This is a genomic window from Maritimimonas sp. 2210JD6-3 (assembly GCF_056591795.1).
In genome coordinates this window covers 64,181-86,664 of sequence record NZ_JBWQOJ010000010.1, presented here as the reverse complement: position 1 = coordinate 86,664, position 22,484 = coordinate 64,181, and the positions used below count along the sequence as shown (strand labels likewise).

The window sequence follows — 22,484 nt, the reverse complement described above, 5'->3', positions numbered from 1 at the left end:
TACCAACAAAATGAAAATTCAAAAAACAATTTTGTTAGCTTTAACCATAGGACTTATTGCCTGTTCAAGAAGCCCAAAAAATAACATCGAAGTAACTGTGAAGGGGAAAATATATGGAAATATTCCTGAGAAAGTCGAACATACCATTCCGGTAAATGGAGCTTGGTTTTATGGAGCGAAAAAATCTACGAATATTGATTCTTTAGGAAATTTCGAATTTTCCTTAAAGACAGACTATCCTGCCTTTATCACTTTATATGTGCCGAAACAAGCTGCCGGAGTATTACTGATTGAACCTAGCGGGACTTACAAGGTGGAATTTCATCTAAACTCAAAAAAGGAAAAATTCAAGATTCTAGGAAAAAGCAATAATGCACAAACATTGTACAACTCATTTCCTCTCCCTGATTTTTATGTGCTTACTACAGATAATGAATTACTGAAAGATTCGATTTTACCATCAATATCCTCCAAAATAAAAACCTTAAAAGAAAATGAAATAGAAATCTTCAATGAACAATTGGAGAAGAAACTAATTTCTAAAGATTTCTACGACTTGACAAAGTTGGACAGAGAATATTATTATTCGGCTTTAGAAGGGGCGATCTTCTCCAACAAATACGATATCGGACCAAAAGGAGAAGAAATAAAAAACACCCAAATAGCAAACCTTTGGGGAAAAGAGTTCAATCTGACATCAGAAGAAGGGGAGTTCAGCATTCGAACCCCTTGGGCATTTCCTTTTATGCAAAACTATATACTGTACAATCAATATATTACCAAAACCTATGATTCCGAAAAATTGAAGGACTTGCATGAACAAGGGAAAATGCATTCATACAATATTAACGAAGCTAAAAAATATCTTAACGGACCGGCGTTGGAATACTATTATGCCACCTACATCTTAAGCAACAGTTTTTGGAATAAAGAAAACTCGAAAGAATTAATAACATTATTCGAGGAGTTCGAACAGGAATATCCTAATAATAATTATTCCGACTTTCTGGTCACTACCGTACAACCCATCGTTGATTTCCATAAAAAAATTGAAAAATCAATAGGCAATAAAAAAATTGGGTTCGTCGAGGGCTATAATAGCATAAACACCTTTGATGAACTTATTAAAACTCTTAAAGGCAAAAAGGTATTCGTTGATATCTGGGGCACCTGGTGCAGTCCTTGTAAGAAAGAGTTTCAGCAGAAAGATAAGTATGCAGAACTCCTAAAATCGAAGGAAGTAACAACTCTTTACATTTGTGAGGGAAAGAACAGCAAGAAAAACGTTTGGAATGAAATGATAGAGTTTTATGAATTGGAAGGACAACACGTCTTTACAAATGAAAAGCTATTAGCGGACATACATGAAAGGTTCGGAAAAAATGGATTTGCCTATCCAAGATACTTACTAGTGGACGAGAATGGAAAGGTTGTAAACGAACATGCAAGCTACCCGTCAAAAACGGAACAACTAAAAAAGCAAATAGAGGAAAATTACGTGTGGTAACAATGGCTATAGCAAATAGGGCGTAAAACTCTATGTCCATTGGCCTGGGCCAATTTGCGAGAATCGCCGAATCTCTTGGATTCAGCATTTATAAATACGAACCCAAAAGATCCGGCTAAGGGCAGAGACGGAATGGCCGGTACTTCCCGACCGCCCTACTTGCCATAGCCGAAGCCATTAGTTCTCATTTAAAAAATGATACGTGTTTTAAAATCATAAATAAACACGTATATTTATCCAAAAGAAAATGGTATGAATACTAAATTAACATTGACAATAGAAAAAGAGGTCATCGAAATTGCAAAGAAATATGCAAAAGAGAGAGGACAAAGCCTTTCTGAAATGGTAGAAAACTATTTCAAATTTGTGACTGTAGAAAGAATTAAACTCAAAGAAAAGCAACTTTCACCAAAAGTTAGAAAACTAAGAGGAATTATTAAAGCTGAAAACGACCTTGACTACAAGCAAATTTTAACCGAAGAACTTTCAAAAAAATATGGAGTATAAACTTTTTATAGATTCGGACGTAGTTATTGATTTTTTTACAGACAGAGAACCTCACGCAAATCCTGCAAGTGAACTTTTTGAACTTAATGAACAAGGGAATATAAAGATATATTTATCGGCAATAAGTATCAATAACATTTATTATATCGTTAGAAGATTTTTAGGACATAAAAAGACACTCGAAATTGTTGAGACATTAACCGAAATGACTGAAATTGTTGGAACGACTAAAAAAGAGATTATTCAAGCATTAAAAAATAATTTTGCAGATTATGAAGACTCTATTCAATATTCTTCTGCTCTAACAATAAAAGATTTGGATGTAATAATTACTAGAAACATAAAGGATTACAGAAACTCTTCAATTGCCGTTATGACACCATTGAATTTCCTGAAAATGAAAGAAAAAAACGAGAGCTAGCAATGGCTCTATACAGAGCCGTTAGGCACAAGTTGATATAAACTAAACCAAATAATTGTGAAAGTTCAAACTGAGAATAAATTTAAGCCAATTGGAATATTTCTTTCAATCACTTTTGCATTAAGCGCAATTTTCTACTTCCTCATTATATATTCTGGAAAATTAGGCGGAGGAGCTGGTCAATATGTAATGGGACTTATGTGGTGTCCTGGGATTTCTGCCTTGATTACGATGAAAATCTTGAAGAGAAACATTTCTGATTTAGGCTGGAAGTGGGGAAAGACAAAATATCAGATTAAAAGTTATTTGATTCCATTATTATATGCATTTATTGCCTATATAATTATTTGGAGTTTTGGTTGGGGAAAATTTTACAATGAAGAAACGGTAAGTTGGATAACAAAATCATTTGGACTTGGCGAAATTAGCAATGGATTTAACATAGTACTATACTTCCTTTTTGTTGGAGTTTTTGGTATAATCGGTAGTATGTCGTCCGCATTAGGAGAGGAAATTGGTTGGCGTGGCTTTTTGGTGCCAGAGCTCTATAAAAGTCAAGGTTTTACAAAAACTTCCTTGATTACTGGACTTATTTGGGGTGTTTGGCATCTGCCAATTTTATTGTTTGCAGATTATAATAGTGGAACACCATCTTGGTTTGCAATGCCATGCTTCATGGTATTGATAATCAGTATAAGTTTTGTATACACGTGGTTTCGCATGAAATCTGGAAGCTTATGGACTGCTGTAATACTTCATGGAAGTCATAATCTATTTATTCAAAGTATTTTCACCCCTTTGACGGAAGATACAGGAAATACAGCTTATTATATGGACGAATTTGGAATTGTACTACCAATTGTCGCAATTGGTTTTGCAATATACTATTGGGGCAAAAGGAATGAATTAAAAACCAGTGCCTCCCAACAACGGTAACCGTTGCACAAGCCCTTAAATTTCTTAAAAATCAATCTTCATAGAGTCATTTCAAGTCATTTTAGGATAGCTAAAAATCACTTGCATGAGGTTTTGCAGAGTCAATTTTGACCAATTTTGTAAAAGCCTTGTCCCTGCTCACTTTTTACCAGTTTTTAAATGAATTTGAGATACTTTTTAAAGGTACACGCCATAGTGACCATGTGCATAACCTTGTTTGCTTGTTGTATGCCAATCGTATTTATTTTTCTTAACCCAAGGACTGTGTTAATGTTCCAAAAACAGATAGCTACTACTTCACTATTCCCGCACTAAACATACGAGCCGATACCGTTATTCAACAATCCCGCTACGCGGGAGTCAAATCCGCGTTGATCGCTAAAGATCTCAAACAATGCGTCTTTTACTAAATTGCTGAATAATGACCTGCTAGACCAAATTGCTCAACGCAATTTCAATTTAACCCATATAGCTTACTCGTACAAAGTGCTAGACTACTGATAACAGTAAGCTAAAAGTAATTTGATTCTACTTCTTGAATTCTCAATCTAATAAATTTAACAACTAACGGTAGCTACGCTACCTAGTTGACAAACAATAATTTGAGATAACTAAACTAATATTGATCTAATTCTCAAATTTATTATTCTTTCATTCGCAAAGAAGAACTACGTTTAACAGGTCATTAGCTGAAGGTTCAATCGTACTACCTTTTAAAAAAAGGTAGTATCAGTAGTTTAAATAGTAAAAGTCCTTGACAGAATATTTCGTTACTTTTTTTAAAGAAATGCATTTTTACCAATATAACAAATTTCACACCTTTTTTTTTACATACCCCTATTTTTTATAAGGATGTAAATCATCATATTTATCATATAAAAATTTTAACCCCTATTTTTTTGAGGTTATGTTTCTAAAATAATATAAATTTTGAGACTTAACCCTACTGAAAATTTGGCTATATCATATTTTGTATAAATATTTGTGTCTTAATTGTTAAAAATTAAGTTATGATGAGAATAAAAATACCCTTAGCTGTATTACTAATTTTAATTAGTTATACACAAGAAGAAAAAAAAGAGAAAAAAAAGAAACTTTCATTTGACGGAAGTGTTGATGCCTACCATCAAACTTACTTAACTAACTCTGATGATACGGGACAATCATTCGGAACCGCTTTTGCAGATCAAACAGGTTTTGCGTTTGGTATGGGAAATCTTATGGCTACATATGAAGGAGAAAAAGTGGGGGCAGTTCTTGATCTAGTTGTCGGTTCAAGGGGAGCAAGTGCAACTTTTAGTAATGATATTATCGATGGTATTGTAAATCAAGCATATGTTTACTGGAGCGTTTCTAAAAGTACTAAATTAACATTTGGTAGATGGAATACCTATTTAGGTTATGAAGTTATTGCTCCAGCATCAAACTTTAACTACAGCACTTCATATTTGTTTTCAAACGGTCCATTTTCACACTTAGGTTTAAAGGCTGATTTTGTTTTATCTGAAGATTTTAGCTTGATGCTTGCTGTTATGAATCCATGGGATACTAACAATACGTCTACAACAGGTGAGTATTCATTTGGAGCTCAGTTAGGGTATGCTGGTCAATACTTAAATCTCTATTACGATAGTGGTAATAACGGTGGTTTAGGTTTTGAAATTGATTACACGGGTGGATTTGATGTGTCTGATGACTTTTTCTTAGGAATCAATGCTGCATATAATGATAATGACGGTGCTGGTTTTTATGGTGCAGCGTTATATCCACAATTAAAAACTTCCGATGCTTTTAGCATTGGTTTACGAGGTGAATATTTTGCTGAACATGGAGACTATGACTTGTTTGCAGAAGAAAGTGAAGATGATAGTGTGTTCGCTGTAACCTTAACAGGTAGCTATACAATAGACAATCTAATCATAAAGCCTGAATTTCGTCTAGACAATAATTCTGAAGAAATTTTTGTGAATTCAGATGCTGATCCAACAAAAAGCTTAGCAGCATTTACATTAGCCGCTATCTATACATTTTAAAATTTAACTCAATTATATACAATGAAAAAAGTAGAAGCAATTATTAGAAAATCCAAATTCAGTGCAGTAAAAGCCGCATTGCATGAAGTTGGTGTAAACTTCTTCTCATACTGGGATGTAACAGGTCTTGGTAATGAAAAAGAAGGACATGTGTACAGAGGTGTTACCTATAGTACCAGCGATATACAAAGAAGATATCTATCAATCGTAGTCAATAACGACTTCGAAGAAGTTACAATAAAAGCCATTATAAGTGCAGCTGCCACTGGTGAAGTAGGTGATGGTAAAATCTTCGTGTCAGATATTGAAGAGTGCTATAGAATAAGAACAGGAGAAAAAGGCGGGCAAACCCTCAAATAAAAATAGCAATCAATACGAATTATGGAGTTATTAACAACAAATAATGTATGGATGATGATCTGTACGGCACTCGTTTTTTTTATGCACATGGGCTTTGGCCTCCTTGAAATAGGATTGACGAGACAGAAGAATACAATTAATATTTTATTTAAGAATATTTTTATTATCACAGTTGGGCTCTTACTTTACTGCCTCGTAGGCTTTAATTTAATGTATCCAGGTTTTACAGAAGGATCCGCTGGGGTTTTTGGTTTTGCAGGATTTGGTTTAGATTCACCATTGACTGCAGAAGGTGGTTTAGATCTAGCTTATAATGAAGGATATACTTATTGGACAGACTTCCTTTTTCAAGGGATGTTTGCAGCCACTGCAGCAACGATTGTATCAGGTGCAGTAGCTGAGCGCATGAAAATAGGACCATTTATGGTATTTACAGTAATTTATGTAGGACTTGTTTATCCAATTGTTGGCTCATGGAAATGGGGTGGTGGTTTCTTACAAATGAGAGAAATACCGTTTTATGATTTTGCAGGTTCTACATTAGTGCATTCAGTTGGTGGATGGGCCGCTTTAGTGGCCGTATGGTTATTAGGTTCTAGAATTGGTAAGTTTAAAAATGGTAAACCGCAGGCATTACCTGGTCATAATATTCCTCTAGCTACGGCTGGTGTATTAATACTTTGGTTAGGCTGGTTTGGCTTTAATGGCGGTTCGGTTTTATCTGCAGACCCCGCATTAACCTCATTAACTTTAGTAACCACATGTTTGGCAGCAGCAGCAGGCGGTGTAATTGCCTTTATGGTATCGACCATTCTTTATAAAAACTTAGATCTTACCATGTTTTTAAACGGTATTCTTGGTGGTTTAGTGGGAATTACTGCAGGTGCAGACCAAATGAGTCCTACAGATGCTGTACTTATTGGAGGTATAGCAGGTGCTATTATTGTATTAGGTGTGAGTTTTATTGATAAACTACACTTAGATGATCCTGTTGGAGCTATTGCTGTACATTTAATTTGTGGAATTTGGGGAACATTAGCTGTTGGTATTTTTGGTAATCTTGCTGGAGGAGCTCAATTTATGAGTCAATTAGTTGGAGTGTTATCATACGCTGCCATTTGTCTTGTAAGTTCTTTTCTTATCATATTTATACTAAAAAAAACAGTGGGTATTCGAGTTTCTGAAAAAGAAGAGTTAGAAGGTTTAGATAAACATGAACATGGTATGAATGCGGCGTATCCAGATTTTAGGATGAATGAACACTAGAAGTTAGTTATATTTAGAGATAATTTTTTTGATACTAGTCAGCATGGTCTTGCTTCTGTAAGATCAGTGTTGGTTTTTTATGCTCCTATTTTAAGGATATAACATTTTTACCCTGCCTAAAATATCGATATTGAAATATATACATCGTTTATTTTATAGTATAGCATTTCTTTCATCAAAAACTTAAATTTCTTGAATTTTTAACAACAAAAAACATAATTTTGTGAACTTAATTTAATAAATATGAAACAGCAAGGTTTGTACTTACCAGAGTTTGAAAGAGATAATTGTGGGGCTGGATTCATTTGTAATCTGCATGGGAAAAAGTCAAATGAGATTATACATAATGCCTTAGAGATTTTGGTAAAGTTAGAACACCGAGGTGCTGTAAGTTCAGATGGAAAAACAGGTGATGGTGCTGGTATTTTAATTGACATTCCTCATAACTATTTTAAACGTGTTTGTCATTTTGATTTGCCTGAAATTGGCGAATATGCAGTGGGAATGGTGTTTCTTCCAAAAAGTTACAACCAGCAGATTTATTGTATTTCAGTATTCGAAGAAGAGTTAAAGAAACAAAATTTAAAAATATTAGGCTGGAGAGATGTACCCGTTGACACAAGTACGTTAGGAAAAATTGCTGGTAAAACAGAACCTAAAGCAAAACAAATTTTTGTAACGAAAAGTTCAAATACCTTAACAGATTTTGAGTTTAATGCTAAGCTTTTTGCCGCTAGAAAAATAGCTGAGCACACCATTGAAAAATCGAAAATTTCTGAACGAAATTATTTTTACTTACCAAGTTTTTCAACAACTACCATTATTTACAAAGGACTTTTAATGCCAGAAGATATTGGTAGATATTATATTGACCTAAAAGAGCCCGATGTAGTAACAAGATTGGCATTAGTGCATCAGCGTTTTTCAACAAATACATTCCCTTCGTGGGATTTAGCGCAACCATTTCGATATATGTGTCATAATGGAGAGATTAATACACTTCGTGGAAATGTGAGTCGTATGAAAGCACGGCAAGAACTCATGGATAGCGATTTATTTGGAGACGATATCAAAAAAATATTTCCCATTGTTTTAGAAGGAAAATCTGATTCTGCAAGTATGGATATGGTCGTCGAACTATTATTAATGACGGGCCGATCTTTACCCGAAGTAATGATGATGCTAGTGCCAGAAGCATGGGAAAAACATCAAACGATGAACGAAGATAAAAAAGCCTTCTATGAATATAATTCTTGCATTATGGAACCCTGGGACGGACCCGCATCTGTACCCTTTACAGATGGCAATTATATTGGTGCGCTATTAGACCGAAATGGTTTACGCCCTTCACGATATACAGTTACAAAAGACGGAAATGTTGTTATGTCTTCAGAAATTGGTGTGCTAAACATCAAACCAGAAAATGTTGTAAAGCATGGTCGATTAGAACCTGGTAAAATGTTTTTAGTGGATATGAATGCTGGTAGAATTATTGAAGATGAAGAAATAAAAAAAGAAATTGTTTCGAGACATCCTTATAAAAAATGGGTCAATGAGCATACATTGCCATTGGCAGAAGTACCCAATACTGGTAATAAATGTCCTATAGAAGCTTTAGACTATAAGACAAGACTGAGATTATTTGGTTATACCTCGGAAGATGTTACCACGATTATTAATCCTATGGCTAAAAAGGCGAAAGAAGCCATTGGTTCTATGGGAACAGATACACCCTTAGCTGTATTGTCTGATAGGCCTCAGCTATTGTATAATTATTTTAAACAATTATTTGCTCAGGTAACGAATCCTCCTTTAGATGGTATTCGAGAAGAAATCATTACTGATATCAGTTTAGCTATTGGAGAGGATAGAAATATATTTGATATTATTCCAGAGCAAGCTAAAAAGCTACGCATTCAAAATCCGGTAATTTCTAACGATGATCTAGATAAAATAAAAAATATAGAGCATCCTGATTTTAAGGCAGCTTCTATTCCAATTTTATATCCTATAGATAAAGGAGTAAATGGATTAGAGAGAGCGTTAGATGATATTTTAATTCTAACAGAAAAAGCAGTTACAGAAGGTGCTAATATTATTATCTTATCTGATAGAGGTGTTACCAAAGAAGAAGCTCCAATACCAGCATTACTAGCTTGTTCGTATGTGCATCATTCCTTGAATAGATTAGGTAAACGATCAAAATTTGGAATTGTTTTAGAAACTGCTGAACCTAGGGAGCCGCATCATTTTGCTACCTTATTCGGTTACGGTGCCAGTGCTATCAATCCCTATTTAGTAAATGAAATTATCCGTAATCAGGTAAAGGAAGGTGTAATTCAAGATGTCGATGCTGACGAGGCGGTGCAAAATTTTAATAAGGCCATAGGAAAAGGTTTGTTGAAGATTATGAATAAGATCGGTATTTCTACTCTGCATTCATATAGAGCCTCTCAAATCTTTGAAATCTTAGGACTTAAAAAAGCATTTACACAAAAATATTTTCCGAATACCCCTTCAAGAATAGGCGGTATTGGTTTATATGTACTTGATAAAGATTTAACCAAGCGTTATGAAAAAGCATTTCCAAAGACAGATGTAAAAGATGTATTGCCTTTAGAAATAGGCGGTGATTATAGATGGCGAAGAAATGGAGAACAGCATATGTTTAATCCCACCACAGTGTCAAAATTACACCAAGCTGTTCGTAGTAAGAATAAGGAAAGTTATAAGGTATATGCACAGACCATAAACGAGCAAAGTAAAAATTTAATGACCTTACGAGGTTTATTTGAATTTAATAACCTTGATCCAATACCGATAGACGATGTAGAACCTTGGACTGAGATTGTGAAGCGTTTTAAAACAGGAGCAATGTCATATGGTTCTATTAGCCAAGAAGCACATGAGAATTTGGCAATTGCTATGAATCGTATCGGTGGCAAAAGTAATTCGGGTGAAGGTGGTGAAAACAAAAATAGATTCAAAAAATTATCCAATGGTGATTGGAAAAATAGTGCGATTAAACAGGTAGCTTCTGGTAGATTCGGTGTGACTAGTAATTACTTGACCAATGCCAAAGAAATACAAATAAAAATGGCGCAAGGTGCCAAGCCTGGAGAAGGTGGTCAGTTGCCTGGAGAAAAAGTATTACCATGGATTGCAGAAGTGCGTAATTCTACCCCTTATGTTGGGTTGATTTCCCCACCACCACATCATGACATTTATTCTATTGAAGATTTAGCTCAACTTATTTTTGATTTGAAAAATGCGAATAGGGAAGCGAGAATTAATGTAAAATTAGTTTCGAAAGTAGGTGTTGGTACTATTGCTGCTGGAGTTGCCAAAGCCAAAGCCGATGTTATTTTAATATCAGGATTTGACGGCGGTACTGGAGCCTCCCCTTTGACCTCACTAAAGCATACTGGCCTACCTTGGGAGTTGGGAATTGCTGAAGCGCAGCAAACATTAGTATTAAACAACTTGCGAGGAAGGGTAGTTTTAGAATGTGATGGTCAACTAAAAACGGGTCGAGATGTAGCGATTGCTGCTTTGTTAGGTGCTGAAGAATTTGGTTTTGCAACTGCACCGCTAGTAGCATCTGGCTGTATTATGATGCGTGCGTGTCACTTAAATACGTGTCCGGTAGGTATTGCAACTCAAGATCCTGAATTGCGTAAAAACTTTAAAGGAACTCCCGAACATGTGATTAATTTCATGTATTTCGTTGCAGAAGAATTGCGAGAGATTATGGCACAGTTAGGTTTCAGAACATTAAATGAAATGATTGGGCAAGTGCATAAGATTAATGCAAATACGGCTATAGATCACTACAAAGCGAAGGGTATCGACCTGTCTGCCATTTTATATCAACCAAAAGTTGAAGGAAAAGCTCCTTTATTTAACACTGAAATACAAAATCACAATCTTGATAATGTATTAGATATGCGCATTTTGCATGATGCTAAATTGGCTATCAATTACAAGACCGAAACTGATTTAAGTTATAGAATACATAATACAGATAGAGCGGTAGGTGCTATTATTAGTAATGAGATATCTAAAATTCATGGTGAAGAAGGTTTACCCAATGATACCTTACGATTAAGTTTTAAAGGATCTGCAGGGCAAAGCTTTGGCGCTTTTGCGACTAAAGGTATTACGTTAAAAGTGGAAGGCGAAACCAATGACTATTTAGGTAAAGGACTTTCTGGTGCAAAAATCATTATTAAGAAACCTGATGAAGCCGATTTTGTTGCTGAAGATAATATCATTGTCGGAAATGTGTGTTTCTATGGTGCTGTTGCTGGTGAAGCCTATATTAATGGTATTGCAGGTGAACGTTTTGCGGTAAGAAATTCAGGAATTACGGCGGTTGTAGAAGGAGTAGGCGATCATGGCTGTGAATATATGACAGGAGGTAAAGTTGTAGTGCTCGGTAAAACCGGTAGAAATTTTGCTGCGGGTATGAGTGGTGGTATTGCGTATATCTATGACAAGGATCAGATGTTCAGCAATGGTTTGTGTAATCTAGAAATGGTAGAATTAGAAGAACCAACCGAGGTAGATAAGAAAGAGCTCAAGCAATTGATTGAAAATCATGCAGCATACACCAATAGTAATTTAGCTGAACAGATTTTAAGCAATTGGGATAACAATGCAAATCATTTTGTCAAAGTATTCCCAGTAGATTATAAAAAGGCCTTAGAACGATTGGCTAATGAAGCTAAAATTGAACAATTAACAGCATAAAGATATGGGTGAGTTAGGAGGATTTAAACACTACAAGAGACAAGATGAATCTAATATAGCAGTTAAAGAGCGCGTAAATAATTATAAAGAGTTTACGGTGCCTTTAAAAGAAAAAGATATTAAGAAGCAGGGGGCTCGATGTATGGATTGTGGTATTCCTTTTTGTCATAGCGGTTGCCCTCTCGGTAATTTGATACCCGATTTTAATGATCTGGTGCACAAAGGCGAATGGAAAATAGCTTCAGAAATTTTGCATTCCACTAACAATTTTCCTGAATTTACCGGACGCCTTTGCCCTGCACCTTGTGAAAAAGCCTGTGTATTGGGTATTATTGACAGTCCTGTTTCAATAGAGAATATTGAAAAGCAAATTGTGGAGCGTGCTTTCGCGGAAGGATGGATTTATTCACAACCGCCAAAAAAACGTACCGATAAAACTATAGTTGTGGTAGGCTCTGGTCCTGCAGGATTGGCAGCAGCCCAACAACTGAACAGAGCGGGTCATACAGTCACAGTACTCGAAAGAGATGATGCAATAGGTGGTTTATTACGTTATGGTATCCCAAACTTTAAATTAGAAAAAGAGATTATTGACCGAAGAGTTAGTATTCTTAAGGAAGAAGGAATACTCTTCAAAACAAATGTGAATGTTGGTGTAAATTATGACGCAGCTAAACTAAATGAGTTTGATGCCGTGGTTTTATGCGGTGGTGCTACAGTGCGCAGAAGCCTTCCTGTAAAAGGAATAGAAAGTAAAGGCGTGGTGCAAGCAATGGATTTTCTAACCCAACAAACGAAATCATTATTTGATGCATCTTATGCAGGAGAGCTCATTAGTGCTAAAAATAAAGATGTTATTGTTATTGGAGGTGGTGATACTGGGTCAGATTGCGTTGGCACCTCTAATCGACATGGTGCGAAATCGGTAACAAATTTTGAGATTATGCCGAAGCCTCCTAAAGATAGAAGCTCAACAACGCCCTGGCCATTCTGGCCCTTACAGTTAAAAACCAGTTCTTCACATGAAGAAGGGTGTGAACGTAATTGGTTAATAAACACAAAAGAATTCATTACGAATGAAAAAGGTGAATTAACAGGCTTAAAAACGGTAGAAGTTGAATGGAAAACAAAACCAGGTGAGCGCCCTCAATTAATTGAAAAACCAGATTCTGAGAAAGTATGGCCCTGTGATTTAGCATTGTTAGCATTAGGATTTACGGGACCAGAAAATACATTAGCTAATAAACTAGGTATTGAAACTGATAATCGTTCAAACTATAAAGCCGATTATGGGAAATACCAAACAAATATTCCTCATATTTTTACCGCTGGAGATATGCGGAGAGGACAATCATTGATTGTATGGGCTATTTCTGAAGGTAGAGAAGCGGCGAGACAAGTTGATATGTATTTAATGGGTGAATCTAGTCTGCCTACCAAAGGAACAGGCGACCTAATTAATGCGTAACTTTATCTTTTAATCAATTATAATTAGTGGTGTATCTATGAAAATGGACGTTAACAAAAAGTATGAAGTCTATAATAGTATGTTTTTGAACCTGAAGCATCAGAATTCAAAAAACATAGGTCATTTGTTACCATTGTTAAGTCAATTTGCAAAGAAAAGGCTGGAGAAAGGAACAGATCCGATAACAATATTAGATGATTTTATAAAAAATCATCCTGATACTATAGGAGAAGATACTTTGTCTTTTATGTTTAAAATTATTCAATATGTCGAGCGACAAATAGTATTGTTTGATAGTATTGAAGATGCTACTAAAGCAAAAGAGTTAGAAGATGATACTTTTTTAAGAGTTCGAGATATGATCTCTCAAAATAGTAATCAAGATAAGAGAGAAGAACTATTAGAAAAACTAAATGCTTTTAAAGTTCGTATTGTCTTAACGGCACATCCTACACAGTTTTATACACCTGCTGTATTAAATATTATATCTAAACTCAGAGAGCAAGTAACCAATAGTAATATAGAAGGTGTTGACGCCCTATTAAATCAGCTTTCTCTTACTTCGTTAGTTAATTCTAAAAGCCCTACACCCTTTGATGAAGCTATGAATATTTTGCACATATGCCGCTACTATTATTATGATGCCTTAGGCGATTTATATTATGATTTAAGTACTACAATAGCAGGTTTCAATAATCCTGAGCTTATCAATTTAGGTTTTTGGCCTTGTGGCGATAGAGATGGAAATCCTTTTGTTACACATCAAACAACGAAAGATGTGTCTGATGCTCTTAGAATGACACTTATGAAATGTTACTACCATGATGTAAAGAGGTTAGCATCAAAAATGACATTTAAGGGAGTGGATGAGCAATTAACATCCTTACGAGAAAATCTATATAAGGCAATGTTTAATGCTGAATATAGTATTTCCTATTCAGAAATTCTTAAGACATTACAAGCTATTGAAGTTAAGATTATCAATAATTATCAAAGTATATATCTTGAGGATCTAAGAAAAATTCAATTTAAAGTAAATATATTTAAGAACCACTTTGCATCTTTAGACATACGTCAAAATCATGATATACATGAACATACGGTAACTTTTCTGCTAAAAGAAAACAATATTATAAAAGAATCTTTAAGTGAATTGCCAGAAAATGAACTCATCGAACTTTTAGTCAATAAGAAGATAAAAATTGGAGACTTTTCTAAAGCGAGTCCAATAGTTCAAGATACAATTCAAAACATCGCTCAGCTTGACGAACTACAGACAAGAAATGGTAAATTAGGATGTCATCGTTATATTATTAGCAATTCTGAAGATATTTTTTCTGTGCTTTTTGTATACGGATTGCAGCGCTGGATACATAATGGCAAACAATTAGATTTTGATATCATCCCGCTTTTTGAAACAATGAATGGGATGTCAAATTCTGAAAGAATTATGACACAACTGTTTGAACTTAAAGAATATCAAGAACATTTAGCGAGAAGAGGAAAGAAGCAAACGATCATGCTTGGTTTTTCTGATGGTACCAAAGATGGAGGGTATTTAAAAGCGAATTGGTCAATTTATAAATCTAAAGAAACGCTTTCGAATGTTTGTAAAAAATATGATATTGAAGCAACATTTTTTGATGGTAGAGGAGGACCTCCAGCTAGAGGAGGAGGTAAAACACATCGTTTTTACGCATCGCAAGGTAGTACTATTGCTAATAATGAGTTGCAGTTAACAATACAAGGTCAAACGATTACGAGTACCTATGGTACAAAGGATAAATTTCGATTTAATGCTGAGCAATTAGTCACTTCTGGACTTCATAACTTTTTGTATGGTGATGAATCAGTAATTTCAACAGAAGATAGAAACCTTATAGAAGAATTAAGTGAATTAAGTTTTTTGAAATACGATGAGCTTAAGAATCACGAAAAGTTCTTGCCCTATATAGAGAAGATGACCACACTTAAGTATTATGCAAACGCTAGAATTGGTAGTAGACCTAGCAAACGAAATACAGATGCGAAGCTTAAGTTATCTGATTTACGTGCTATATCGTATGTAGGTTCTTGGAGTCAGTTAAAGCAAAATATCCCTGGGTATTTCGGTATTGGTACTGCAATTTCTAAAATAAAAGCATCGGGTAATATAGATGCTGTAAAACGATTGTATAAAAATGTACCCTTCTTTCGAACATTGATAGATAATAGTATGATGTCTTTAACCAAATGCTATTTCGAATTAACCTCTTACATAAAAGATGTCGAAGAATTTGCCGATTTCTGGGACTATCTTCATGAAGAATACATGCTTTCTAAAAAAATGATTTTAGAAATTACTGAATCAGAATTTTTAATGCAACATGAAGAAAAATCTAAAATATCTATTCAAACCAGAGAAGGTATAGTTTTACCATTGCTTATTGTTCAAAATTATGCGATTCAAAAACTAATGAATGTAAAAGATAAAGACTTAATCAAAATCTACAAAAAAATGATTGTAAGGTCGCTATACGGTAATATTAATGCCAGTAGAAATTCTGCTTGACAAAGATTTTATATAATAAGATTCGTTGATCACTCACTTTGGTGAAAAATTAGCTTTAGCTGAATATGTTCTAGCTACAGAATTGCAGAAATTGGCCAGCGAGTCTTCGTTCTTAAATATTGCTTTATCTACAAGGATAAACAATTTTATTAAACGTACTATAATGTTACGTCGCGCTTGTCTTAAGCTTGTCGAATGGTCTCTTTGCTTTATTCTCATAAATTTTATTGAATAATTCGGAACTTATGAAGCCTACAAGTTTGTTTTGGAAAAGCAAAGAATCTTTACCACTAATTTCCTGAGAAAATTTCTTCTAAAAGGTTCTTTTATCAAAGGTAATGGAACACTCTTTTTGCAATAGGGCAGAGGGGTAGGGTAAAATCGCAGAATCTATGATTCAAGATTCACGAACACCTATTTGTTAAAACAAAAAAAAGGAAGTGAGTAAATGTGTGTGGAATGGTATCAAAAACTATCATTTAAAATAGGGTCAACCTCAATATTACTCTTTTCTTTGCTAAAAACCACTTTTTTAGTTTACAAAAAGGGGAATAATCCCTTGAAAACATAGGGAAAAAGCTTCTTAAAAAATAGGGGAATTCCTCTTGACTTGAAGTTGTCATCATACTACCTTAGTAAAATATCTATTGGCAAAATCATAAAAACACAAAATAGATTTCTTAAATAAAACCAAAAAAGTGAAACTAGGGAAGCCGAAAACTAGATAGAGTAGGCGAGATAAATTAAATTATTACTATGAAAGATTTAAAAGAATTCGAAAAATCATTAATGAAACATCTTGACCATGGCGAGATTGAAAAAACGTCGCTAAAAACTATTTCAGCAGAAATTGTCAATCTTAAAAAGAATGGATTAGGAGTTGATCAAGTTGAGATTCTAGCAGATAGAGTCTTGATTAATGGTGAGCTCCCTCCTGATTTCTTTAGAAAATTTAGCGATTTAGGTAAAGGCTTTAAACGTTTTGAAGTATTCCCGTATGGAATTGTTAATCCTGAAGGGCTTAGATTTAAAAGTGTAATGCGTCTATAATGGAAGTGTGCAAACCAGAAGAAAGGGCCAGGTTTCGATCTGACCCTTTTCGTACCATACAAATACATCCAACTCGAAAATGTAATTTATCATGCCTTCATTGTTATTCGAGTTCGTCTCCGAACCTTAAGGAGAGGCTAGATATTGACGCTTTGAAAAAGTTCTTACCGTATGCATTCGAGAACGGGTTTAATACCATTTCAATTTCTGGAGGTGAACCATTTATGTATAGGGAATTGGAAGAATTATTATCATTCTCTAAATATTTAGGTTTCCAGAACATGGTGGCATCTAACGGAATGCTGTTGATGTCAGAAAAAAACAAGCGCATCCTTAGTTATATTGATTTGATTGCTATTAGTGTTGATGGACCAAAAGATTTGCATGATCATATCAGAGGTCAGGTAGGTGCCTTCGATAAAATGTTGAACGGTATCAATCTATTAAAAGAACTGAAAAAGCCTTTTGGACTTATTCATACTGTCACTCCGAAAAGTTGGAAATCCTTGATTTGGTTAGGTGAATTTGCCCATGAGCATGGAGCTAAACTACTTCAATTGCATCCTCTTGAAATGCACGGTCGTGCTTTAGAAAAATTAACTGATATGTCAATTGACGATACCTTGGCGCATCAAACCTTTATTTTAGCCAATTATCTTCATAGCAAATATGCTAAAGATATGGTAGTTCAATTAGACTTATTGCATCGAGAATACCTTCAAACATTTCCTGAAATCGTTCATACTTTCTCTAGACAATGTACGTCAAATTATAAAATATCAAATATATTTGATACAATAGTCATTGAAGAAACGGGTAAAATTTTGCCTTTTGCATATGGTTTTAATAATTCACTAGCTATTGGAAATATAAATAATTTTTCTACTTTATTATTTGAACGTTTTATAGATAAAAAGGCATCTGTAATAAAATCTTTATTTAACCAAACTTATAATAAAATAATCAATAACAAAACAGTAGATATAGTTAATTGGAATGAAATGATTGTTAATGGTAGCATGACTATAGATTGTTAAAATATAACTTATAAAGGCAAGTTTAAGAGTGAGATAAAAGAAGACAACAAAAATGTATTATTCATTTGTACTATAATGTTTTGTATTATGTTACTTTGCTTTGGCAAAAGCAATAGTTTCATTTGCTAATTTTTCTTTTAAAAGTTTTCTTCTCCAAAGCTTCTTTTACTAAAGTTAATGGAACACTTATTATTCGACGACGTAGGAGGGAAGCATAATGTGTGTGGAATGGCATTTATGTTACTTCTATTAGTTTTTGACATTTATCTAATCATCATTACACAACAATAATTGATAGACAAAAACACCCTAAACTTCTATAATTAACTAAAGATTATCCATAAAATTATAACACTCGTTTAGTTTATAGTACATTAGTCATTTAATATAAAAATGAACTCGAGATACTTAAAAATCATATTACATTTCTTTTTATGGTTGCTATTATTCATATATCCTATAGCATCTTTAACGGATCAATACCTCATTTATAGAAACTGGTTATCGCTAGTAGCAATTTTTATAGCCTTTTACCTTAACTTTTTTGTTTTAGTAGATTACTATTTTTTAAATAATAAAAGGCTTCTGTTTTATGCTTTAAATGTAGGTCTCGTTATACTTCTTTATGTTTTAATAGGCTATTTTATTGGAAAACCTATATTTCATCCTTCAGAGAATGGAGAGATGTTACGTGAAGTTAGAAGTGGTGCTATGACGACCATTCAAGTTATTTTACCCATAATTTTAGGTATTGGAATGTGCGTAGCATTAAAAGTAAATTCGCGTTTAAATAAAAACAAAATGCTACTACAAGAAATAAAACAAACGCAGTTAAACACTGAAATTAAGTATTTAAAGTATCAGGTACAGCCACACTTTCTATTTAATACTTTAAATAACATTTATGTCCTGATTGATGTTTCGCCTACTAAAGCAAAACAATCTGTACATACTATGAGCAAAATGATGCGCTATTTACTACACGATGCTTCAAATAGTAAAGTTCCGTTGGTTAAAGAAATAGAATTTTTAGAGCGTTATATCGATTTAATGCAAATGCGCGTAGCATCAAATGTAGTATTAGAAAAAAACTTTCCAATTATTAATCAGCCCATAACAATAGCCCCATTATTACTTATCACTTTTGTCGAAAACGCTTTTAAACATGGTATTGATGCTGTAAAAGACAGCTTTATAACCATTGATTTAGAAATTGAAAAAGAACACATAAAATATTCAGTAGTCAATTCATCATTTCCTGAAAAAGAAAACATTACGGATTCTGGGGTTGGGTTAGAAAACTTAAAAAAGCGATTGAATATATTATATTCTAACGCGTTTAATTTAATAACCAAAGAAGAGAACAATACCTATATTGCACAGCTAAACTTAAATACAAAGACTAATGCTATCCTGTATTTTAATTGACGACGAACCTTTAGCGCTTAACCTGTTGGAAGACTATGTTAACACGACTCCTTTTTTAAAGTTAATAGCAAAATGTAGTAGTGCTATTGCTGCCATTAAAATATTAGAAAATGAATCTGTTGATTTAATTTTTACGGATATTCAAATGCCAAACTTATCGGGAATGGAGTTTTCAAAACTGATTTTAAATAACAAGGCTAAAATTATTTTTACCACAGCTTTTGAAGAATTTGCAGTAGAAAGTTACAAAGTAAACACCATCGATTATTTAGTTAAGCCCATAAGTTACCCCGAGTTTCTTACAGCTGCCAATAAAGCGAAACAACAGATACTTCAAAATGCTTATCAGGTGGCAATTGACGATTATATTTTTGTGAAATCTGATTATAAATTAATTAAGATTGATTTAAAGGATTTAATTTATGTGGAAGGGCTTAAAGATTATTTAAAATTTTACACCGTTACTTCCGAAAAACCAATTCTTACCCTAAAAAGCATGAAATCGTTAGAAGTAGAGTTACCAAAAAACCAATTTATGCGTGTGCATCGTTCGTTTATGGTAAACTTAAAAAAGATAACTACTATAGAGCGCAATCGTATTGTTTTTGGAGATACCTACATTCCCGTTTCAGAAAAGTATAAAGACCAATTTTTAAAGTTTATCAAATCTGATTTTTAATAATAGATGAAATTTGCCCAAACGTCTATTAATTTGCTTCAGACTTCTATTTCATTTTAAAAACAACTTGAGTTTATTCAATTTTGATGTATCTAAAAACCATATATCAAATGATTCGAGTACTTGCATTAATTGCTATTTATTTCCTTACACACTTCGCTTATTCGCAAAACAATTCAGCGAAACTTACAAATGTAGAACTTAAAGAAACAATCAAAGGTATTAATACAATTTTAAAAGAAAAATATGTTTTTCCAGACAAGGCTACCCAAATGAGTAAGCTTTTAAACAATTATCTTGATAAAGGAGTTTATAATTCGTTTCAAAATCCAAAAGAATTAGCCCAAAAACTAACAAAAGATTTACAATCTATCACTAATGATAAGCATTTGCGAGTTTATTATAGCCCAATCAATCATAAAGAAACTAAAGAAATAAGTGTTGAAGAACATAAACAATTTGAACAAAATATGATTGCTATGGAGCAACGGGATAACTTCTTATTTAAAGAAGTGAAAATTTTAGATGGAAACATTGGTTATGTAGATTTTAGAGGATTTCGAGACCCAAAATATGCCAGTGAAACGGTTATTGCTGCCTTTAGTTTTTTACAGAATACCGATGCTATAATCCTTGATTTAAGAAATAATGGAGGTGGTTATCCGCAAATGGTACAACTAATTACCAGTTATTTTGTTGATGAAGAACCTGTGCATCTTAACACATTTTACAATAGAGTAGAGGATGCATACAGTCAATATTGGACCTTACCTTATGTGCCAGGGAAACGACTTCAAAATGTACCGTTGTATATACTAACTGCTCGTAGTACTTTTTCTGCTGCTGAAGAATTTTCGTACAATTTAAAACATTTAAAACGTGCTATACTTGTTGGAGAAATTACAGGAGGAGGAGCACATCCAGGAGAATCGTTTAGAATAAACAATAGGTTTAAAGTTTGGATATCAACGGGTAGAGCCATTAACCCCATAACAAAAACAAATTGGGAAGGCGTAGGCGTTATTCCTCATATAAAAACTACAGAAAAAAAAGCCTTATTAACCGCACGATTAAAAGCGTTAGATTCTTTAAATACGCTTAATAAAGATTCTTCTAAAAACGATTATTACCAATGGTATATAGAAACGTTGAATGCCGCAAAATCACCTGTACAAGTTCCTTTGGAAAAGCTGAAAGAATATGAAGGAAATTACGGTGGTATCAACATTTTTATAGAAAATGAGATTCTGCATTATCAAAGTGGGAATGATGAAAAAGTAAAATTGATTCCGATTAATCAATTTGTATTTCAATACGGAGCGCTTACCGATGTTAGAATGATTTTTTCAATCATAAATAACAATGTAGAATTAACAACAAAAAATGTGTACGGTAGATCGGATACCTACAAGAAAAACTAAAAATAAAGATATGATAGTAACAACAACCGAACCGCTACCCAATACTGAAGTTAAAGAAGTTATTGGAATTGTAAAATGAAGCTCTGTACGAGCAAGAAATTTAGGACGAGATGCCATTGCTTTGCTTAAAAACGTTGTGGGAGGAGAGTTAGAAGAGTACACCAAGCTAATGCAACAAGCTATGGAACGTTTAATTGAAGAAGCTAAAAATCTTAATGCAGATGCAGTTATCAATATTAGATTTTCTACAGCTATGGTAGTACAAGCGGCTTCAGAAATTTTAGTTTATGGTACAGCAGTAAGACTTAAAAGCATTAATAACAATGACTAATACTGTACAAACATCAAATTGGAAAAGGTATGTATTAGACTTAATTATTTACATAGCCATTATGTTTTTAATTAGGGAAACTTCAATTCCTAATTCCCATTATTTAGTTACTGGTTTTTTATATTCAGGTACAACCTTGTTAGTCGCTACTTGGATGATGAAACGACGTGGTGTAACTTGGAAAAACCTAGGATTGGTTCGTCCAAAAAGTATTAAGAAGACACTTCTAAGTTCGGTAGTGATTTTTGTTACTATTATAACAACCTTGCTTATTTTTAATCTCATACAAGACTCATTTGCCGTAGTTAAAGAAAGTAGTGAAGCTGCACAAGGAACAAGTACTGGGCATTCGTTAAGTAATGGTGATTATGGGTATTTTTTTTCAGTTATTCTTTTTGTTTGGTTGCAATCGGCATTAGAAGAACTTTTAGAACGTGGTTTTTTGATTACTTGGGTAGAAGGCATGTTCTCAAGTGTAAAATTTAGAACAGCCATAGCAATTATAGTTCAAGCATGTATTTGGGGTTTTAGACATTCGTATGATATCTCTGAACGTTCCATTTCTGTTTTCTTAATCGGAATTATCATGGGAATTGCTTATGTGAAGCTAGACCGAAACTTATGGCCAATAATTATAGCACATTGCGCAATGAATACGATGTCTATGATATAAAGATTAAAATTATTCTACATTTGTAGAGGTCACCCTATGTTTTAGAATATAATATAATTCAATC

General features: G+C 33.7%; 16 protein-coding genes and 1 pseudogene. All 17 read left to right on the top strand.

Going from position 1 to position 22,484, the window contains the following annotated elements:
• A partial coding sequence (locus AC1EUY_RS06720; RefSeq protein WP_480194740.1) for a TlpA family protein disulfide reductase occupies positions 1-1,507 on the top strand: 1,507 nt, incomplete at its 5' end.
• Between the two features lie 252 nt (positions 1,508-1,759).
• The gene (locus AC1EUY_RS06715) at positions 1,760-2,014 is read left to right on the top strand and encodes a DUF6364 family protein (RefSeq protein ID WP_480194739.1); all 255 of its coding nucleotides are present in this window, start codon (positions 1,760-1,762) and stop codon (positions 2,012-2,014) included.
• Complete coding sequence (locus AC1EUY_RS06710) at positions 2,004-2,435, top strand: type II toxin-antitoxin system VapC family toxin (RefSeq protein WP_480194738.1); 432 nt, start codon at positions 2,004-2,006, stop codon at positions 2,433-2,435. Before AC1EUY_RS06715 ends, AC1EUY_RS06710 begins: the two co-directional genes overlap by 11 nt.
• 57 nt (positions 2,436-2,492) lie before the next feature.
• Positions 2,493-3,371 (top strand): CPBP family intramembrane glutamic endopeptidase, encoded by an 879-nt coding sequence (locus AC1EUY_RS06705; RefSeq protein ID WP_480194737.1) that lies wholly within the window; start codon positions 2,493-2,495, stop codon positions 3,369-3,371.
• Positions 3,372-4,384: 1,013 nt separating this feature from the next.
• The gene (locus AC1EUY_RS06700) at positions 4,385-5,404 is read left to right on the top strand and encodes an outer membrane beta-barrel protein (protein WP_480194742.1); all 1,020 of its coding nucleotides are present in this window, start codon (positions 4,385-4,387) and stop codon (positions 5,402-5,404) included.
• Between the two features lie 21 nt (positions 5,405-5,425).
• Positions 5,426-5,764 carry a P-II family nitrogen regulator gene (locus AC1EUY_RS06695; RefSeq protein ID WP_480194736.1) on the top strand — a complete coding sequence of 113 codons (339 nt, stop codon included), beginning with the start codon at positions 5,426-5,428 and terminating at the stop codon, positions 5,762-5,764.
• Between the two features lie 21 nt (positions 5,765-5,785).
• Positions 5,786-7,030: an ammonium transporter gene (locus AC1EUY_RS06690; RefSeq protein ID WP_480194735.1), complete on the top strand. Its 1,245-nt coding sequence runs from the start codon at positions 5,786-5,788 to the stop codon at positions 7,028-7,030.
• Between the two features lie 243 nt (positions 7,031-7,273).
• Positions 7,274-11,782: a glutamate synthase large subunit gene (gltB, locus tag AC1EUY_RS06685; protein ID WP_480194734.1), complete on the top strand. Its 4,509-nt coding sequence runs from the start codon at positions 7,274-7,276 to the stop codon at positions 11,780-11,782.
• A gap of 4 nt (positions 11,783-11,786) precedes the next feature.
• Positions 11,787-13,250: a glutamate synthase subunit beta gene (locus tag AC1EUY_RS06680; protein ID WP_480194733.1), complete on the top strand. Its 1,464-nt coding sequence runs from the start codon at positions 11,787-11,789 to the stop codon at positions 13,248-13,250.
• Between the two features lie 43 nt (positions 13,251-13,293).
• Positions 13,294-15,801, top strand: coding sequence for a phosphoenolpyruvate carboxylase (locus AC1EUY_RS06675; RefSeq protein WP_480194732.1), 2,508 nt, complete (start codon positions 13,294-13,296; stop codon positions 15,799-15,801).
• Between the two features lie 756 nt (positions 15,802-16,557).
• The gene (locus AC1EUY_RS06670) at positions 16,558-16,851 is read left to right on the top strand and encodes a hypothetical protein (RefSeq protein ID WP_480194731.1); all 294 of its coding nucleotides are present in this window, start codon (positions 16,558-16,560) and stop codon (positions 16,849-16,851) included.
• Positions 16,851-17,888, top strand: a complete 1,038-nt coding sequence (locus tag AC1EUY_RS06665) for a radical SAM protein (RefSeq protein ID WP_480194730.1) — start codon at positions 16,851-16,853, stop codon at positions 17,886-17,888. The genes AC1EUY_RS06670 and AC1EUY_RS06665 overlap by 1 nt, the downstream gene beginning before the upstream one ends.
• A 393-nt stretch (positions 17,889-18,281) precedes the next feature.
• Entirely contained in the window at positions 18,282-19,316 is a 1,035-nt protein-coding gene (locus AC1EUY_RS06660) for a sensor histidine kinase (RefSeq protein ID WP_480194729.1), read from the top strand.
• A complete protein-coding gene (locus AC1EUY_RS06655) occupies positions 19,294-19,995 on the top strand; it encodes a LytR/AlgR family response regulator transcription factor (RefSeq protein ID WP_480194728.1) in 702 nt (233 codons plus the stop codon). Before AC1EUY_RS06660 ends, AC1EUY_RS06655 begins: the two co-directional genes overlap by 23 nt.
• A gap of 110 nt (positions 19,996-20,105) precedes the next feature.
• The gene (locus AC1EUY_RS06650; protein WP_480194727.1) at positions 20,106-21,416 is read left to right on the top strand and encodes a S41 family peptidase; all 1,311 of its coding nucleotides are present in this window, start codon (positions 20,106-20,108) and stop codon (positions 21,414-21,416) included.
• A gap of 94 nt (positions 21,417-21,510) precedes the next feature.
• Positions 21,511-21,747, top strand: a pseudogene (locus AC1EUY_RS06645) (YbjQ family protein); the annotation flags it as partial.
• Positions 21,740-22,420, top strand: coding sequence for a CPBP family intramembrane glutamic endopeptidase (locus AC1EUY_RS06640; RefSeq protein ID WP_480194726.1), 681 nt, complete (start codon positions 21,740-21,742; stop codon positions 22,418-22,420). The pseudogene AC1EUY_RS06645 and the gene AC1EUY_RS06640, both read left to right, overlap by 8 nt.
• Positions 22,421-22,484: the final 64 nt, after the last annotated feature.

Coding starts and splice junctions, on each gene's coding strand:
- AC1EUY_RS06715 (WP_480194739.1), top strand. CDS start 1,760: ATGAATACTAAATTAACATTGACAATAGAAAAAGAGGTCATCGAAATT.
- AC1EUY_RS06710 (WP_480194738.1), top strand. CDS start 2,004: ATGGAGTATAAACTTTTTATAGATTCGGACGTAGTTATTGATTTTTTT.
- AC1EUY_RS06700 (WP_480194742.1), top strand. CDS start 4,385: ATGAGAATAAAAATACCCTTAGCTGTATTACTAATTTTAATTAGTTAT.
- AC1EUY_RS06695 (WP_480194736.1), top strand. CDS start 5,426: ATGAAAAAAGTAGAAGCAATTATTAGAAAATCCAAATTCAGTGCAGTA.
- AC1EUY_RS06690 (WP_480194735.1), top strand. CDS start 5,786: ATGGAGTTATTAACAACAAATAATGTATGGATGATGATCTGTACGGCA.
- gltB (WP_480194734.1), top strand. CDS start 7,274: ATGAAACAGCAAGGTTTGTACTTACCAGAGTTTGAAAGAGATAATTGT.
- AC1EUY_RS06680 (WP_480194733.1), top strand. CDS start 11,787: ATGGGTGAGTTAGGAGGATTTAAACACTACAAGAGACAAGATGAATCT.
- AC1EUY_RS06675 (WP_480194732.1), top strand. CDS start 13,294: ATGGACGTTAACAAAAAGTATGAAGTCTATAATAGTATGTTTTTGAAC.
- AC1EUY_RS06670 (WP_480194731.1), top strand. CDS start 16,558: ATGAAAGATTTAAAAGAATTCGAAAAATCATTAATGAAACATCTTGAC.
- AC1EUY_RS06665 (WP_480194730.1), top strand. CDS start 16,851: ATGGAAGTGTGCAAACCAGAAGAAAGGGCCAGGTTTCGATCTGACCCT.
- AC1EUY_RS06660 (WP_480194729.1), top strand. CDS start 18,282: ATGAACTCGAGATACTTAAAAATCATATTACATTTCTTTTTATGGTTG.
- AC1EUY_RS06655 (WP_480194728.1), top strand. CDS start 19,294: ATGCTATCCTGTATTTTAATTGACGACGAACCTTTAGCGCTTAACCTG.
- AC1EUY_RS06650 (WP_480194727.1), top strand. CDS start 20,106: ATGATTCGAGTACTTGCATTAATTGCTATTTATTTCCTTACACACTTC.
- AC1EUY_RS06640 (WP_480194726.1), top strand. CDS start 21,740: ATGACTAATACTGTACAAACATCAAATTGGAAAAGGTATGTATTAGAC.